The sequence below is a fragment of the Pseudomonadota bacterium genome (assembly GCA_040752895.1).
Classification (GTDB): domain Bacteria; phylum Pseudomonadota; class Alphaproteobacteria.
This window is the reverse complement of the sequence record JBFMHN010000001.1, coordinates 228,502-242,598: the sequence shown is the minus strand read 5'-3', so window position 1 is coordinate 242,598 and position 14,097 is coordinate 228,502. Positions and strand designations below refer to the sequence as shown.

The window sequence follows — 14,097 nt, the reverse complement described above, 5'->3', positions numbered from 1 at the left end:
AAGACCCGGTCCTGGAGACCTTTTAAGGTGCCGAAACCATCCGCCGCCGCCCTGCCGAAGCTTCTGGAAGCGATCGTCTTCGACGAGAAGGGCCTGGTGCCCGCGATCGCCCAGCAGGTCGGCACGCAAGAGGTCCTGATGACGGCCTGGATGAACCGGGAGGCGATTGAAAAGACGCTTACGACCGGCCATGTGCATTACTGGTCCCGTTCGCGGAGAAAGCTCTGGCGGAAGGGGGAAAGTTCCGGGCAGACACAGGAACTGGTGGATTTACATCTCGATTGCGACGGGGATGCTGTGTTACTGACCGTCGATCAGAAAGGGGTGGCTTGCCACACTGGGCGGCGGCGCTGCTTCTTCCGCGCCTGGCGCGGCGACAAACTCGAAACCGTGGAAGACGTCCTTGTCGATCCGAAGGAACTTTACAAAGACTAGGACGCGCCGGTGGCTTGTCCTTCTTCTGGCCCTGGCGGCCATGGGCGGGGCGTTCCCCTCCCTCGCCAAGACGGTGACCACGCCCGTCACCGTTTACGCGCCAACCAGTCTTACGAACGTGCTTCAGGTCGTTTCCGACCGCTTCGCGGCGAAGGGGTTGGGCTCCGTCATCATCACCTTCGCCCCCATCACCGAACTCGAAAAACGCATTGCGGAAGGAGCCCCGGTCGATGCGTTGATCACTGACCAGCCGCAATGGGAGGAGGCGCTTGCCACCCGAGGCATCCGGACAACCGGCGAGGCGACGGCCATCCGGGGCAGCGGCCTTGTCTTTATTGCCAGGAAAAACAGCCCGATCACGCTTGGCATCCCGCTTGGATTGCACATCACGCGGAACCTTGCCGGGCGCGTCATCGCGATCGGCGATCCGGCGACCGTACCGGCGGGTGCTTACGCGAAGGAAGCGCTAAGCCAACTGGGCCTGTGGGAAAAGCTGACGCCGAATTTCCTTTTTGCACGCGACGCCCGGGACGCGTTAACCCAGGTCGAGCGGGGCGAAGCGGACGTCGGTATCGTCTATGCTATGGACGCGCTCATCAGCACCCAGGTCAAGGTAATTGCCACCATTCCGGAAACCATGCATGCGCCGATCCGCTACCATGTCTTGCCCGTGGGTACGCGCGAAGAACCGACTGTGACGAATTTCTACCGCTTCCTCCGCGAACCGGAAGTGCGGGAAATCTTCAAAACTTTCGGTTTCCGCGATGACTAAGCGAGGCCCTTTCCGCAAAGGCTTGCCGCTTTTCCTGCTCGCCTGGGCCGGCCTTTCCCTGGCACCTTCCCCTGCCTTGGCCTGCACGCTCCCCCAAGCGCCGCTGCATTACCAGGTCTTCAACGAAAAGGACCCGATCGGCGGCATATGGATCGATTTTCACCACGAGGGCACGCGCACGCGGGTCGAAACGCTGATCAAGGCAAAGGCGCGGTTTCTTTTGATACCCGTCCTCGACTACCGCCATCAATCGAAGGAGATTTGGGAGGCGGACGCCCTCCGTCGCTTCGAGGGAAAGACCACCGACAACGGCCGCCGGTACGATGTAACGGTCGAGCCGAACGGCCACGGCTTCAAGACGCGCACGAACGGCGAGATGGCGGAGGTGGAAGCCCCGCTGCTTTCGCAAGCCGTCTGGTGCGAAAAGGCGCTCCACGGCGATCGGATTTTCAGCCCCCTCAAGGGCCGTCTGAAGGAAGTCAAAGTCCGATACCTGGGCGAGGAGCAAGTGAGGACGGGCCGCGGCACCACCCTGGCGCGGACCTACGAGGTGACCCAGATGCGGAAGGGAAAGCCGGTGCTCGGCAAGCTCTGGTACGGCGCCGACGGAATCGTGGTCCTCGCCACGTTTCCTTCGAAGCAAAACACGCCGGTCACTTTCGCCTTGCAGTAAAGCGTCCGTTGCGGGGAATCACTCGACCGGAGCCACCACCATGGCAAGCAAAAGCACGAGGACGACGGCGCTGTTCGAACCGAAAAACAGCATCCACAGGCGCGGATTGTTGTAAGCGGCTTTCGACAGGGCGGCGAACAGGAAGAAAACCGCCTGCGCCTCGGCAATCAACGCGCCGGCAAAAAGGTAGACGCTGGTCTTCACGCTCAGATATTCGAGAAAATATTCCATCCCTCAATCCTGTCCGCGACGTTTGGCCGTTCGCGCCGTTCGAAGGCAAGGCGTCGGCGACGCCTTGCCTACACTATGGCCTCCTTGCCTAAATTTAGGATTAACGCCGTCCGGAAGGCGGCATAACGGCGTATGCGAAGGGGGTTGGCGCGCCCTCCAGGATTCGAACCTGGGACCTACGGCTTAGAAGGCCGTTGCTCTAATCCACTGAGCTAAGGGCGCAAAACCCATTTCCCATCGGCACTATAGCGCCGCGGTAGGTATTCCGGAAATGTCGGTGAGGCGCTTGAGTTATCTGAAGTTCGCGGCGTAGCTCTTGGGGCGCGGCCGGCTTGCCTGCGATTCGAACACCCGGTAAGCGTGTTCGTGCTTTTCAGCATACTGGATGGCCGCCGCCTTGGTCGGGAAACGAAGCGCCACCTGGGCGCGGGTGTCGCGGGAACTCGTCCAGCCCATGAGCGGTTCCGTTTCGCGGGGCGTTTCCGGCTCGAAGGCCAGCACCCATGTTTTCGTCTGGGCGAGCCCCGATTGCATCGCCGTTTTCGCCGGCTTGTAGATGCGGACCCTTGCCATGTTTTCCCTTTCGCAGCCTCTCTCTTTCGCGTGGTCGGGGTGGGGAGATTCGAACTCCCGACCCCCTGCTCCCAAAGCAGGTGCGCTACCAGACTGCGCTACACCCCGTAAGCGAAGGGAACTATACGCATTCGGCGGCCAGCGGCAAGCGGCCCTATTCTTCCCTCTCGAAAATACCGTGTTCCACCCGGTCGCCGACCCTGGCACCCGTCCGCTTGGCGGTGCCAGCCAGCAATTCCAGCACGGCACGGACCGGGCGGGGGGCGGCAATCGGCGTCAGCGAACCCGGCGTCGTAGAGGTCGCGATCTTCAGCACCTCGCCCTGCGGGCCCAGGAAGAACATATCGAGGGATACGTAGGTATTTTTCATCCACATGGCCACGCCCGGCCGGGGCCTTCCGAAATCGAACAGCATGCCGTGATCGGGGTCGAGTTCCCGCCGGTGCATAAGGCCAAGCTCGCGGCGGGCCGGCGTATCGGCAAGCTCGACCGCGAAGGCGTGGCGGCCGCTTTCGGTAACGAGCATAAGGGGCTCGCGCGCAAGCTCTCCGGCGGCGACCGGAAAAACGCCGCCAAAGACGAGGAGAAGCAGAAGCAGGGTTAACGCCGGCAACCTCGCCCCCCGTTTGTCGAATTGCAATAGACCGAACGTAAGGTTAGCCTTCCTCCTGCCCTTCGGGAAACCGCGCGCCGGAAGGGGGCCACGAAAAAAACGGAAATCCGATATGCCCTTCAAGACCATCCTCGTGCACCTTGCCAACGATCCGAAGCGCCAGGCGCGAATCGAAACGGCCGTCCGGCTGGCCGAGCGTTTCGAGGCCCATCTCGTCGGCCTCTGCACGGAAGAGCCCGCCCATATGCCAAACGCCGTCACCGGCCGGGGAGCCGCACTTGGCTTCCTCGCCGAAGAGACGGAAATCCACCACAAGGAAGCCAAGTGCATCGAGAGGGAATTTCTGGATCACTGCAAGGCAAATCGTGTATCGGCCGAGTGTTTCACGGAGAGGGGTATCCATCTCAAGCTGCTGGTACAGTACGCGCCCTTCGCGGACCTCGCCATCATCAGCCAGTCCCCCACTCAAAGTTTCGAGGACAAGCTCCGGCTCCACTTGCCGGACCACCTGCCGATGCTGGCGGGTTGTCCGGTTTTCGTCGTGCCCTATGAGAATGCGCCCAAGACCATCGGCAAGCGCATTCTGGTCGCCTGGAAGACCTCGCCTGAGAGTGGCCGCGCCGTCGGTTACGCGCTTCCCTTCCTGAAAACTGCCGAAAGCGTCACCGTGCTGACGGTGGACCCGCCGGACCACGACTACGTGCCCGGGGCCGCCGTCGCGAGACGTCTCGCCCGCCATGGGGTGAAAGTCGAGACGCGCTCGGACCTGGCCGACGACAGCCAGACGGGCAAGATCATCTGCCAGACGGCCATAGATCTCGATTGCGATCTCGTCGTGATGGGGGCTTACGGGAAATCACGCCTGCGCGAGCTTTTGCTGGGCGGCGTCACCCACCACGCGCTGACCCATACGCGCGTGCCGTTGCTTTTGTCCCACTAAAGGGGCCGTTACAGAAAAAAGACGTACGTGACGACGACGAAAAGCGGCAGCAGAAAAACCCCCGACCACAGCATATAGCCGAAGAAGCTCGGCATCTTGACGCCGCTGTCTTCGGCGATGGCGCGCACCATGAAGTTCGGCGCGTTTCCGATATAGGTGTTCGCCCCCATGAAAACCGCACCGGCAGAAATGGCGAGCAGCGTCGCCGCCCCCGCGTTCATCAGGAAATCGGCATCCCCCCCCGCCGTATTGAAGAAGACGAGGTAGGTGGGCGCGTTGTCGAGGAAGCTCGACAATGTCCCCGTCATCCAGAAATAGGCCGGGTTGTTGGGGCCTTCCGGCGTGCTGACGAGAGCGATGAGCGGACCGAACGCGCCGGAGGTGCCCGCCTTCAAAATGGCAATAGCTGGAATGATAGTAAGGAAAATGGCGGCGAAAAGTTTCGCTACCTCGACAATGGGGAACCAGGTGAAGCCGTTTGCCTCGCGGCTTTTCCTGTCCGTCAGCAGCCAGGAAAGCAAGGTGATGCCAAGCAGCAGCGCGTCGCGAATGAGCCCTTCGAGCGCAACCGGCGTGCCGAGAATCTCGAAGGCGATGCCGGAACGCCAGATTCCGCTCAGAAGGACGGCGCCGACGACACCGGCGATGCAAAGGATGTTGACCCAGCCTTCGATGCGAAGGCGCTCGTGCTCGGGCGTGACTTTGGCGCTCGGTTCACGCTGGTAGAAGTAGCTGTCCACCAGGAAGTAGACGACGAGCAGCACGCCCGCCGTCAGCAGCATCGGCAGGAAGAGATGCGTCGTCGGCCAGAAGAAATGGACGCCCTTCAGAAAGCCCAGAAAGAGCGGCGGATCGCCAAGCGGCGTCAAGGACCCGCCGATGTTCGCCACCAGAAAGATGAAGAAGACAACCGTGTGGACCCGGTATTTCCGCCATTCGTTCGCCCGAAGGAGCGGGCGGATCAAGAGCATCGCGGCGCCGGTCGTTCCCATCCAGCTTGCGATCATCGTGCCGAAGGCAAGAAGGCCCGTGTTCACGGCGGGCGAACCCGCCAGGCTGCCGCGCAGCCGCACGCCGCCAGCCGCCGTGAAAAGCGCCAGCAGCAGGATGATAAAGGGAAAATATTCCAGCAGAAAGGTATGGGCGACCTCGTGAACGGCGATTTCCAACCCATAGTTGAAGGTAAGCGGCCCCAGAAAGGCGAGCGCCCAGAACGCGCTTACCTTGCCGAAGTGATGATGCCAGAGGCGCGGCAGGATGAGCGGAAAGATGGCGATCGAAAGCAGAATGCCGATGAAGGGAATGGCCCAGACAAGGCCAAGCGTCGCCCCGTCAAAGCCGGGCGCCTTGTCCAGAAGCGGGCCCTCGACCGGGCTTGCCGCGGCCCCTGCCGTCCAAAGAAGCGCGAGGAGGCTGGCAACCCATCCCGGAAAAAGCAGAATATTTTTTCGATTCCAGGGCGTCCGCACCACTTCATCCTATCTCGCCCCGGAATTCCACGATCGCAGCCAGGAACGGTACCGGACTATAACGATTTGAGGAGAGCCGGAAAAGGGCGGCCGTCGTTGCGTGATTCCAGCGGCTTTTCCGACTTCGACGGCGGGGGCAATTCATTGCGTAGCCGGTTTCACGCCGGGAACCCACCTGCGGATCGGTTTTCCGTTGTGAACGCCAAGGCGTATCGGTTTTTTCCCTCTCAGCGTCCGATAAATCGTCTGCATCGGAATTTCACTTCCCTCGCCTGCGACAAGAACTTGATCGCACCCGGAAATACCGGCGACGAGCTGGTTCAGATGCTCCACGTTCAAATGGGCGAAGCGGCGCCAGACGCCGTAAAGGAATTCGTCCGTTTCTTCCGCCATCTCGCATGGCAGAACGTTCGGGCGGCCGTGCTCGAAGGCGCGGACGACGTTTGGCTCCATGGGCCCGTGCAGGCCCGTCACGAACACGGCAGGCATCAGGTTCTCCCCATCCCGTTCGAGCGCGTAATGCGACTGGGCGAGGAAAAGAAGCCGTTGCAATTTCTGGGGCGGCAGGTAGCCGTCCTCGGCCCTTGCCCGGTCGAGGAACCAAAGCGCCACGTCGAAAACGGATTGAACGGCAAAACCCATAGCGAAACCGCTACCCCCCACTTCCGAGGATATTCCCTACATAGGATTGAGGAAAAATCTAAACAGGCCGTTAAGCCCGCCGGAAGCGGGCCTTGCCCATAATAGCCGCGGTCAAGCGTTAGACGGCCGGAGGCAAATCATTGCAGCATGCTCAGGGAGCCAAAACGCGGCCGGAAGAAGGATCGGTGATACATCTGCAGGTTCGTCAGGAAATCCGTCCGCAGCAGGGGTGAATAATTGTAGAACACCTCGGCGACGATCGCGTTCTCCCCGTTCCGGACCAAAAAGCCCGCCGGAAGCGTCGCCGCGCTTCCCGGAGTTCCGATGGCGCTGGCAACCGAAAACGTGCCGCCGCCGATGCGCTGCCAATCCACGACCGGCCCGCCGCCGTTTGCGCTGACCGATGTCACGACGACGGCGCCGTTCGCCCCAAACGTGAAGGGGGTGATGACGTGATTGGTCGCCTGGAATATCCGATCGACGGTCGCCGCCGAGATTTCTTTGCGCTGCGCCACGAGATCAGCCACCGTGACAGCGACGGCATCCAGTTTCTGCTGCAACAGCATATAGCGGGTAAGCTCGACGCCGGCCAAAATCATGACGACCAGAAGCGGCATGACGAAGGCCGTCTCGACGAGGAGCGATCCCCGGTGATCGCGCCGGAAGCGGTGCAGGAAGCATTTCATCATGGCCCAGCCACCTCGAAGGGTTCGTTCTGAACGGCGATGCTGGCCGTCAGCCGGATCGCACCGCCCTGACCGATAAAGTTATCGAGGAGGCCGGTCAGCATCTCCCAATCGTAGGTAATCCGGTAAACGACGATATCCCCGGGCCCGCCAGCCCCCGCCGCCGCCATGTCGGCGTCCCACTGGCCGTTGCCGTTGATGTCCACGAAGGCTTCGCCGGCGTCGTAGCTGCCGTTGGCGGGCGAATCGTCCGTATAGGGCTCGGGCTTTCCGATATCGTCGAAGGCCGGGTAGATCAAGGTCGTGATCTCGGCCTGGTTCACGTCCACTAGGCCGAGCGTACGGTCGGCCAGAATATCGAGGATACGTTGCTCGCGGCTAACACCCGCCGGCGCGAAGCCGGTGATCCCGAAACGGGCGGCCTCACGCAGCCCCCCTTCCATCAGCGTGGTGACGAACATGATCATGGCGAACTCGATAAGGCCGATCAGCGCCACCGCCACAATCGGCATCGCAAAGGCGAATTCGATCGCGGTTACACCACCCTCGCTGCGAAGCAATTTGCCGATATTCCAGATGTTTTTGATCGCTTCCCGCATCGGCGTTTACCTTTCGGCAAGGGAAGTCGCACTAGGCTTTTCCCCGGCATGCCTTGGATAAAACTTTTTTGGCCGTCCTTTCGTCGGGCCGCCGGTTGCGGGCTTTTCGGCCTGTTCTTGCTGGCCGGGGGATGCGCGGCGGATGGCAACCGCCCCGCCTCGCCGGACGCGGAAACGGCGACGGTGGATACCCTGCTTCGGGTCGCGGCGCGCACCCGGGCGGGCGGCGATCTCGCTTCGGCCGTCGGTCTCTACCAGCGCGCCCACCTGCTCGACCCGAAGCGCGCGGAGCCCCTGGTCGAACTCGGCTTCACCCTGAGCGCGATGGGCGCCAAGCGCGACGCCGCCACGGCCCTGCGCACGGCCCTCGCCCTGGAACCGGAAAACGCAAACGCCCGCCGCGAGCTTGCTTACACGCTGCTCGCGCTCAGCGAGCCGCAAGCGGCCTACGAGGAATTCCGGCAAGTCTCCGAACGGCAAGGCGAAGATGCCGCCACCCTCAATGGCATGGGCGTCGCCCTCGATCGCCTGGGTGACCACGCGCGCGCCCAAGCCAATTACCGGAAGGCGCTGTCCATGACTCCTGAAAACCTTTCCGTCCGTAACAACCTTGGGCTTTCGCTGGCCTTGAACGGAAAACACAAAGAAGCCATTCGCCTTTTGCAGGAAGTCGCCGTCGACTCGGCGGCAAGTCCGCGGGAACGACAGAACCTCGCCCTTGCCTATGGTCTTGCCGGCGATTTCGAGGCGGCGGCGAAGGTCGGACGGATCGACCTCAAGGAGGGCGCGGTTCAAAGCAACCTCGCCTATTATCGCCACCTGCGGACCCTTTCGGAGACGGCCAGGGTAAACGCCGTCATGACCGGCCAGCCGACCGGCGAAAGTGCGGCCGCGAAGGGAGCCCATGATTGAAGGCGACCGCGCGGCCATCTTTATAAGCCCCCCAACCCATCGATGACCTTGAGGATCGCCGGCCCGATCAGGACGATAAACAGCGCCGGCAGAATGAACGTGATCATCGGAACGGTAAGAATGGCCGGCAACCGCGCCGCTTTTTCTTCCGCCCGCGTCAACCGCTCGGTCCGCAACTCCTTCGCCAGCACACGCAAGGATTGGGAAAGCGGGCTCCCGTAGCGTTCGGTCTGGGCAAACGTGTTCGTCAGCGCGCGAACCTCCGTCATCTCGATGCGTGCGGATAGATTTTCCATTGCCTGCTTCCGCTCCGGCAGAAAACCAAGCTCGACGGCCGTCAGGCCTATTTCTTCGGCAAGCTCGGGCCAGGAAAGCGAAAGCTCGCGCGCGACGCGTTCCAGCATGGCGTCCAGGCTCAGGCCCGCCTCGGCACAGATGACCATGAGATCGAGACCGTCCGGAAGGCCGAGACGAATCTGCTGCCGTCGCCGACGGATCTGATTTTGCACGAAAATTTCCGGCGCATAGGCCCCCGCCAGAACGGCAGCCAGCGCAAAGAAAAGATTCAGCATCGGGCTGGCGGAACCCAAGATCTTGAGCCCGTAGATCAGAAAAAGCGCGACCGCCCCGAGAACGATCGGCAAAACCGCTTTCATGAACAAATAGACGGTCAGGGCATCGCGGCGGCGCCAGCCGGCCTGGGCCAACCGTTGCGTGACCCGATCCACCTGGTTCGAGCGCATGAGGTTGAGCCGGGCCACGACTTTGCGCATCAGGCCAAGGCCGAGTTCCCGTCTATGCTGCCGGCGGGGTGCCGCCAGAAACCCCGCGCGCAACTCGTCGCGACGGGCGAGCAGTCCGCGGGCGCGCAGCGCCATCGGGTCGCGGGCGATCAGCCCGACCCAAACGGCGAGGACGCTGACCAGGGCGGCGGCGGCGGCCAGAATGGCGACGATGTCCTCCGGTGCCATGCCCAAGGATTTCGGATCGAACGGCATCTAGATTCGAAACCTCACCATTTTCATCATGACGGTGATGCCGACCCCCATGCTGACGAGGCCGGCGCCCAGTAGAAATTTCCCGCGGGGGTCTGTAAACAGCTTCGTCGCATAGTCGGGATTCATCAGGTAAAGAATCCCAAACATCAGAAAAGGCAGCGAACCGATGATGTAGGCGCTGGCCCTTGCCTCGGACGACATGGCCCGCACCTTTAATTTCATCTGTCGGCGGCGGCGAAGTATGTCGGAGAGATTTTCCAGCGTCTCCGTCAGGTTGCCGCCGGTTTCCCGCTGCACGGCAAGGCTGATGACGAAGAACTTGAATTCGGCCGTATCGATCCGCCGGGCGGCGCCTTGCAAGGTCTCATCCATGTTCTGCCCCATCCGCATATGCTCGTCGATGCGGCAAAATTCGCTTCCCACCGGCTCGGCCATCTCGCGGCCGACCGTCGCAATCGAATCGGAAACCGGCATACCGGACTTCAAGCCGCGCACGATGAGATCAATCGCTTCCGGAAAAAGGGCCGTGAAACGATCCTTCCGCTTGGCGATCAGCCGGCCAACGGCGAGGTGGGGCAGTGCGGCGCCGGCGAGAATGCCCACCGAAACCGCAAGCAAGAAAGGAAATCCGAACAGCTTCGCCGCCAGCAGGGAAATGCCGACGATCAGCACGAGGCAGACGAGGACGTATTCCCCGACGACAAGTGGCTTGCCCGTGCGTTCGAGCCGGAGTTGCAGCACGGCGGGGTTGGGAAGCCAGCGCCGAAGCAGCCGGTCGAGCGTACCGATCGAGCTATAGGTGCGCGCCCGCCGGAGACCGGGTTTCGGAACGTTGCCCGGTTTCGTCTCGGTGCGTCGGTTGATCTTCTGGATCCGGCGTTCCAGCCGGCGCTGGGTGCGAATCCCGGCGATCGCCAGAAGGATCACCATAAGCGCGCCGCCAACCCCAAACAGCACCACCAACATCAAGAATTCGTCGCTGGCGGGCACCGTATTCATCACACCGCCTCCATCAGAGCCCGCCCAAGGCCGAATACTTCGGCCCGGGGAAGGAAGTGCGGACGCGTGCCCGTCGAACGGAATTCGCCGCGCAGGAACCCGTCGTCCCCTTCCCCTTCGAAGTCGAAGCGAAACAATTCCTGAGTCGTGACGACCTCCCCCTCCATACCAACGACTTCCATGATGCTGACGATGCGACGCACGCCGTCACGCATCCGGCTAACCTGGATGACGAGATCGACCGCCTCGACAATTTGATTGCGCACTGCACGCGCCGGTAAATTCACGTTGCCCATGGCGACCATGTTTTCGATACGGGTCAGCGCTTCGCGCGGGCGATTCGCGTGAACCGTGCACATGGAACCTTCGTGACCGGTGTTCATCGCTTGTAGCATATCGAGGGCCTCTGCCCCGCGAATTTCGCCGAGGATGATACGGTCCGGCCGCATGCGGAGCGCGTTTCGAACAAGATCGCGCATCGTGATTTCACCGGCGCCTTCCAGATTGGAAGGACGCGTCTCCAAGCGAACCACGTGCGGCTGCTGAAGCTGCAATTCTGCGGCGTCCTCGATCGTGACGATCCGCTCGCCGGGATCTATCGTCGCGGAGAGCGCGTTCAAGAGAGTCGTTTTCCCCGATCCCGTTCCGCCGGAAATCAGGATATTCAGCCGCGAACGCGAGGCAATTTTCAAAACCGTCGCCATTGCCGCGGACAGATTCTTTTGAGCGACCATCGCGTCAACGGTCAATCGGTTTCGCGCAAACTTACGGATTGAAATCGAACCGCCGTCTATCGCTAGCGGCGGAACGATGACGTTGACGCGGCTGCCGTCTTCGAGACGGGCATCCACGAGAGGGGTCGTTTCGTCAATCCGTCGGCCGACGCGTGTGACGATCCGTGTCGCGATGTTCATAAGATGCGCCGCGTTCTGGAAGACGACGTCCGTGAGTTCAAGCTTGCCGCGACGTTCCACGAAGACCTGATCCGGGCCGTTCACCATGATGTCGGTGACGCTTTCATCGGCCAGCAGTTTTTCCAGCGGGCCGAGCCCCATCATGTCGTTGACGAGAGAGGTCACGAGGTCGCGCTGTTCGAGCTGGTTCAGGCGAATATCCAGCGCTTGCAGGATTTCGCCGAGCACGCCTGCGATTTGCTTCGCAAGCTCTTCCCGCGAAAGCTCGGCGGCGGCGGCCACGTCAAGGCGATCCAGCAGGATGGGGCGCACCCGCAAATTCGCCTCTTCAACTTTCGAGCGGCTCGAGGCGGGCGCCGGCGGACCCTCCCGCGTCTGCCCCCCCTCGCCCCTTTGGCCCGGGGAACCGGAGGTGGAAACGCCGACGAAGGAAATCAGATCATTCAGAAGGAGCGTGACAAGGTCGCGTTCGACGAGCGTTTTTTCTTCGTCCGTCTTTTTGGATTCCTGAACGATTTTCTCGACATTTTTGGCAAGAGCGCCGCGCGTTGCCCCCTGCCTTGCCATCTCCGCCAACTGTTTTCGCACGGTTGGCCTTAAACGGAGGAACGCTTCTTCAAGGTTGACTTCGGCTTGCTGAGAAAAGGATTCGACGACGTCGCCGCCGGTTTTTTCCTTCGCCGTCATGGAAACGACGGTGACGCGGCCGCGTTCCGCACTGGTCGCGGGCGCACCGCCCGGAGCCAGAGGATGAACCGTTGCCAGCCCTCGCCTGCCAAAGGCGCGCGGTTTCATCGCTTCAACAGCTTCACGAAGGAAGAAGCCGCCTCCATAGGTTCTATCCCCGACAGGGTTCTGCTCAGTTTGCGGTATGCCTTGGCAACCTGGCTACCGGTGAGGACGGCGGACAACGGCTTGCCCGAACGGTTGGCAAGCGCAACCGCCTTGCGGTCGTATGGGATGATCGCGTCAACCGGAGCCTCGATCGCCTCTTCGAAGGCCCGCTTCGGCACATCGCTTCCGTCTTCCGGTCGCGTTCGATTGACGACGATCGAGAGCTTCGCCCGCGGTGCTACGCCGCGGATCAACGCGCGAAGCCGCACCGTATCCCGCATGCTGGCGAGGGAAAAGTCCGTGACCACCGTGATAACGGCGGATTCGGCAAGCACTTCTAGATAGCGAAGCACATGCACTCTTGGCAGATCGAGGACGATGCACTCGAAATTGCGCCGGAGCTCTCGAACCATCTGGTGAAGCCCCTGCGGATCGAAGGCAAGATCTTCGTCCAAAGCCTCCTCCGCGCCGAGAACATAAAGGTTCTCGCTTTCGTGCACGAGAACGCTGGCCACGAAGAGATCGTCCACGCGCTCCGGATTTTCAAGCGCCTCGCGAAACCCGCGGCTCGGTTCGATATCCAGCGCCAAGGAGACGGTGCCGAATTGAAGGTCGACATCAACAAGCGCTACCCGCCGCTTCTGTTCGTGGGCGATCAGCCATGCCGTGCTGACGGCAAGCGTGCTGGCCCCGACGCCGCCGCGCGCGCCAACGATGGTGACGAGACGGCCTGGGGCTCCCTCTTCGGTTTCGGTTTTCTTTCCAGAAAGATTTTTAATCGTGTTTTGAAACGTTTCGAAGGTAACCGGCTTGACCAGATAGTCGGCGACGCCCGCCTCCAGGAGCGAGCGGAACAGGGGAACGTCGTTCGTCATACCGAGCGCGACAACCGCCGTTCCGACCTCGCAGACCTCAGCTAAGCGATGGATATCCGCCAGCGGCTGATCCGACCCAGAGAGGTCCACGATTAGCAGCTTGGGCGAGGGCCGCGAAGCCAGACTCTCGATCGCCGCCACGATCCCGCCCTGAAAAACCCGTTGACCGGACCACTTCTCGTGCTTTGCCAAAAGGGCGAGCGTCTCGTGGGTCATCTCGTCGGACACGAAGCCGAGAAAAGGCTCGACCGTCGGATCCGCAACGGGTTTTCTCACCGTGTTACTGGCCGCCGTTTTCATCCGTCGTCTCTTCCGTTTTCAGTTCCTTGATCTCGCCCTTCCGGTAGCGCTCGACCCCCGAGGCGGCATAGATACCGTCCATCGGGCCAAGGTCGCGACCGGTTACGAGATCCCGCGGGTCGGCAATCATCTGCCCAAGATTGACCACGTTCGCGCAACCATAATTGCTTGAGACGGCGTTCGTCAGCGGCGGCGCCCGGCGCCGGTCCGGACAATCCGGGAGCCGCACGGCGTAACGCTCGACCGCCACGATGACGGTGCCTTCAACCCCGGCGTTCGAAGACACCACGTTCGAGGCGTACCCCAAATCAGCCAGAAAGTTCTGGACAGCCCTCCCCCGCGCCTCCAAGAGATCGCGCCGTTCCTCCAACGCCACACCAGGGTTGACGAGGATGCGATCGTCCGGTCCGGCATAATTCTGCCGCACGAAACCGGCGAGTTCCGCCTTCGCGGTTTCGGGCAGCGCCGCCTCGCGTAGCTCGAAGGTGGCGAGATGCGTTTTCCGGGACCACTCGACCTCAAGTCGCTTCGGCGTCTCGCCAACCGCAAAGTCCCGCTCCGAAGCGGTGGCGCAAGCGCCCACCGCCAAAAGAGGAATTGCCAGCACGGCTTTTCGAATTGGGTGCATTTTC

The 14,097-nt window shown here is 61.8% G+C and carries 17 protein-coding genes and 2 tRNA genes; 5 read left to right on the top strand and 14 right to left on the bottom strand.

Going from position 1 to position 14,097, the window contains the following annotated elements:
- Window positions 1-27 precede the first annotated feature (27 nt).
- The 3 genes from hisI to AB1781_01305 are packed head-to-tail and all read left to right on the top strand — an operon-like array spanning window position 28 to window position 1,880.
- The gene (hisI, locus tag AB1781_01315) at window positions 28-435 is read left to right on the top strand and encodes a phosphoribosyl-AMP cyclohydrolase (protein ID MEW5703216.1); all 408 of its coding nucleotides are present in this window, start codon (window positions 28-30) and stop codon (window positions 433-435) included.
- On the top strand, window positions 404-1,207 hold the full coding sequence (gene modA, locus AB1781_01310; GenBank protein ID MEW5703215.1) for a molybdate ABC transporter substrate-binding protein: 804 nt from the start codon (window positions 404-406) through the stop codon (window positions 1,205-1,207). Before hisI ends, modA begins: the two co-directional genes overlap by 32 nt.
- Window positions 1,200-1,880 (top strand): DUF6134 family protein, encoded by a 681-nt coding sequence (locus tag AB1781_01305; GenBank protein MEW5703214.1) that lies wholly within the window; start codon window positions 1,200-1,202, stop codon window positions 1,878-1,880. Before modA ends, AB1781_01305 begins: the two co-directional genes overlap by 8 nt.
- An 18-nt stretch (window positions 1,881-1,898) precedes the next feature.
- Here AB1781_01305 and AB1781_01300 read toward each other — a convergent pair whose 3' ends face one another.
- From AB1781_01300 to AB1781_01280, 5 genes are all read right to left on the bottom strand, one after another.
- Window positions 1,899-2,111: a hypothetical protein gene (locus AB1781_01300; protein ID MEW5703213.1), complete on the bottom strand. Its 213-nt coding sequence runs from the start codon at window positions 2,109-2,111 to the stop codon at window positions 1,899-1,901.
- A 145-nt stretch (window positions 2,112-2,256) separates the two neighbouring features.
- A tRNA-Arg gene (locus tag AB1781_01295) sits at window positions 2,257-2,333 on the bottom strand.
- Between the two features lie 69 nt (window positions 2,334-2,402).
- The gene (locus tag AB1781_01290; GenBank protein MEW5703212.1) at window positions 2,403-2,684 is read right to left on the bottom strand and encodes an ETC complex I subunit; all 282 of its coding nucleotides are present in this window, start codon (window positions 2,682-2,684) and stop codon (window positions 2,403-2,405) included.
- A 31-nt stretch (window positions 2,685-2,715) separates the two neighbouring features.
- Window positions 2,716-2,792 (bottom strand) — tRNA-Pro (locus AB1781_01285).
- A 46-nt stretch (window positions 2,793-2,838) separates the two neighbouring features.
- Window positions 2,839-3,297 carry a DUF192 domain-containing protein gene (locus tag AB1781_01280; GenBank protein ID MEW5703211.1) on the bottom strand — a complete coding sequence of 153 codons (459 nt, stop codon included), beginning with the start codon at window positions 3,295-3,297 and terminating at the stop codon, window positions 2,839-2,841.
- A 112-nt stretch (window positions 3,298-3,409) separates the two neighbouring features.
- On the opposite strand from AB1781_01280, the gene AB1781_01275 reads away from it, so the two are divergent.
- Window positions 3,410-4,237 carry a universal stress protein gene (locus tag AB1781_01275; protein ID MEW5703210.1) on the top strand — a complete coding sequence of 276 codons (828 nt, stop codon included), beginning with the start codon at window positions 3,410-3,412 and terminating at the stop codon, window positions 4,235-4,237.
- Between the two features lie 8 nt (window positions 4,238-4,245).
- Here AB1781_01275 and AB1781_01270 read toward each other — a convergent pair whose 3' ends face one another.
- The 4 genes from AB1781_01270 to AB1781_01255 all read right to left on the bottom strand — a co-directional run bounded on the left by AB1781_01270 (window position 4,246) and on the right by AB1781_01255 (window position 7,633).
- Window positions 4,246-5,592, bottom strand: a complete 1,347-nt coding sequence (locus tag AB1781_01270) for a sodium:proton antiporter (GenBank protein ID MEW5703209.1) — start codon at window positions 5,590-5,592, stop codon at window positions 4,246-4,248.
- A gap of 255 nt (window positions 5,593-5,847) precedes the next feature.
- Window positions 5,848-6,348 (bottom strand): hypothetical protein, encoded by a 501-nt coding sequence (locus AB1781_01265; GenBank protein MEW5703208.1) that lies wholly within the window; start codon window positions 6,346-6,348, stop codon window positions 5,848-5,850.
- Between the two features lie 137 nt (window positions 6,349-6,485).
- Entirely contained in the window at window positions 6,486-7,037 is a 552-nt protein-coding gene (locus AB1781_01260) for a TadE/TadG family type IV pilus assembly protein (protein MEW5703207.1), read from the bottom strand.
- Window positions 7,034-7,633: a TadE family protein gene (locus AB1781_01255; GenBank protein MEW5703206.1), complete on the bottom strand. Its 600-nt coding sequence runs from the start codon at window positions 7,631-7,633 to the stop codon at window positions 7,034-7,036. Before AB1781_01255 ends, AB1781_01260 begins: the two co-directional genes overlap by 4 nt.
- Before the next feature lie 48 nt (window positions 7,634-7,681).
- Here AB1781_01255 and AB1781_01250 point away from each other — a divergent pair, with 48 nt between their 5' ends.
- Entirely contained in the window at window positions 7,682-8,545 is an 864-nt protein-coding gene (locus tag AB1781_01250) for a tetratricopeptide repeat protein (GenBank protein ID MEW5703205.1), read from the top strand.
- A gap of 20 nt (window positions 8,546-8,565) precedes the next feature.
- On the opposite strand, the gene AB1781_01245 is transcribed toward AB1781_01250, so the two are convergent.
- The 5 genes from AB1781_01245 to AB1781_01225 are packed head-to-tail and all read right to left on the bottom strand — an operon-like array spanning window position 8,566 to window position 14,093.
- A complete protein-coding gene (locus tag AB1781_01245) occupies window positions 8,566-9,543 on the bottom strand; it encodes a type II secretion system F family protein (protein MEW5703204.1) in 978 nt (325 codons plus the stop codon).
- On the bottom strand, window positions 9,544-10,542 hold the full coding sequence (locus AB1781_01240) for a type II secretion system F family protein (GenBank protein ID MEW5703203.1): 999 nt from the start codon (window positions 10,540-10,542) through the stop codon (window positions 9,544-9,546). It abuts the gene before it with no gap.
- On the bottom strand, window positions 10,542-12,251 hold the full coding sequence (locus AB1781_01235; GenBank protein MEW5703202.1) for a CpaF family protein: 1,710 nt from the start codon (window positions 12,249-12,251) through the stop codon (window positions 10,542-10,544). Before AB1781_01235 ends, AB1781_01240 begins: the two co-directional genes overlap by 1 nt.
- Window positions 12,248-13,465, bottom strand: coding sequence for an AAA family ATPase (locus AB1781_01230; GenBank protein ID MEW5703201.1), 1,218 nt, complete (start codon window positions 13,463-13,465; stop codon window positions 12,248-12,250). Before AB1781_01230 ends, AB1781_01235 begins: the two co-directional genes overlap by 4 nt.
- Entirely contained in the window at window positions 13,446-14,093 is a 648-nt protein-coding gene (locus tag AB1781_01225; protein MEW5703200.1) for a CpaD family pilus assembly lipoprotein, read from the bottom strand. The genes AB1781_01230 and AB1781_01225 overlap by 20 nt, the downstream gene beginning before the upstream one ends.
- Window positions 14,094-14,097: the final 4 nt, after the last annotated feature.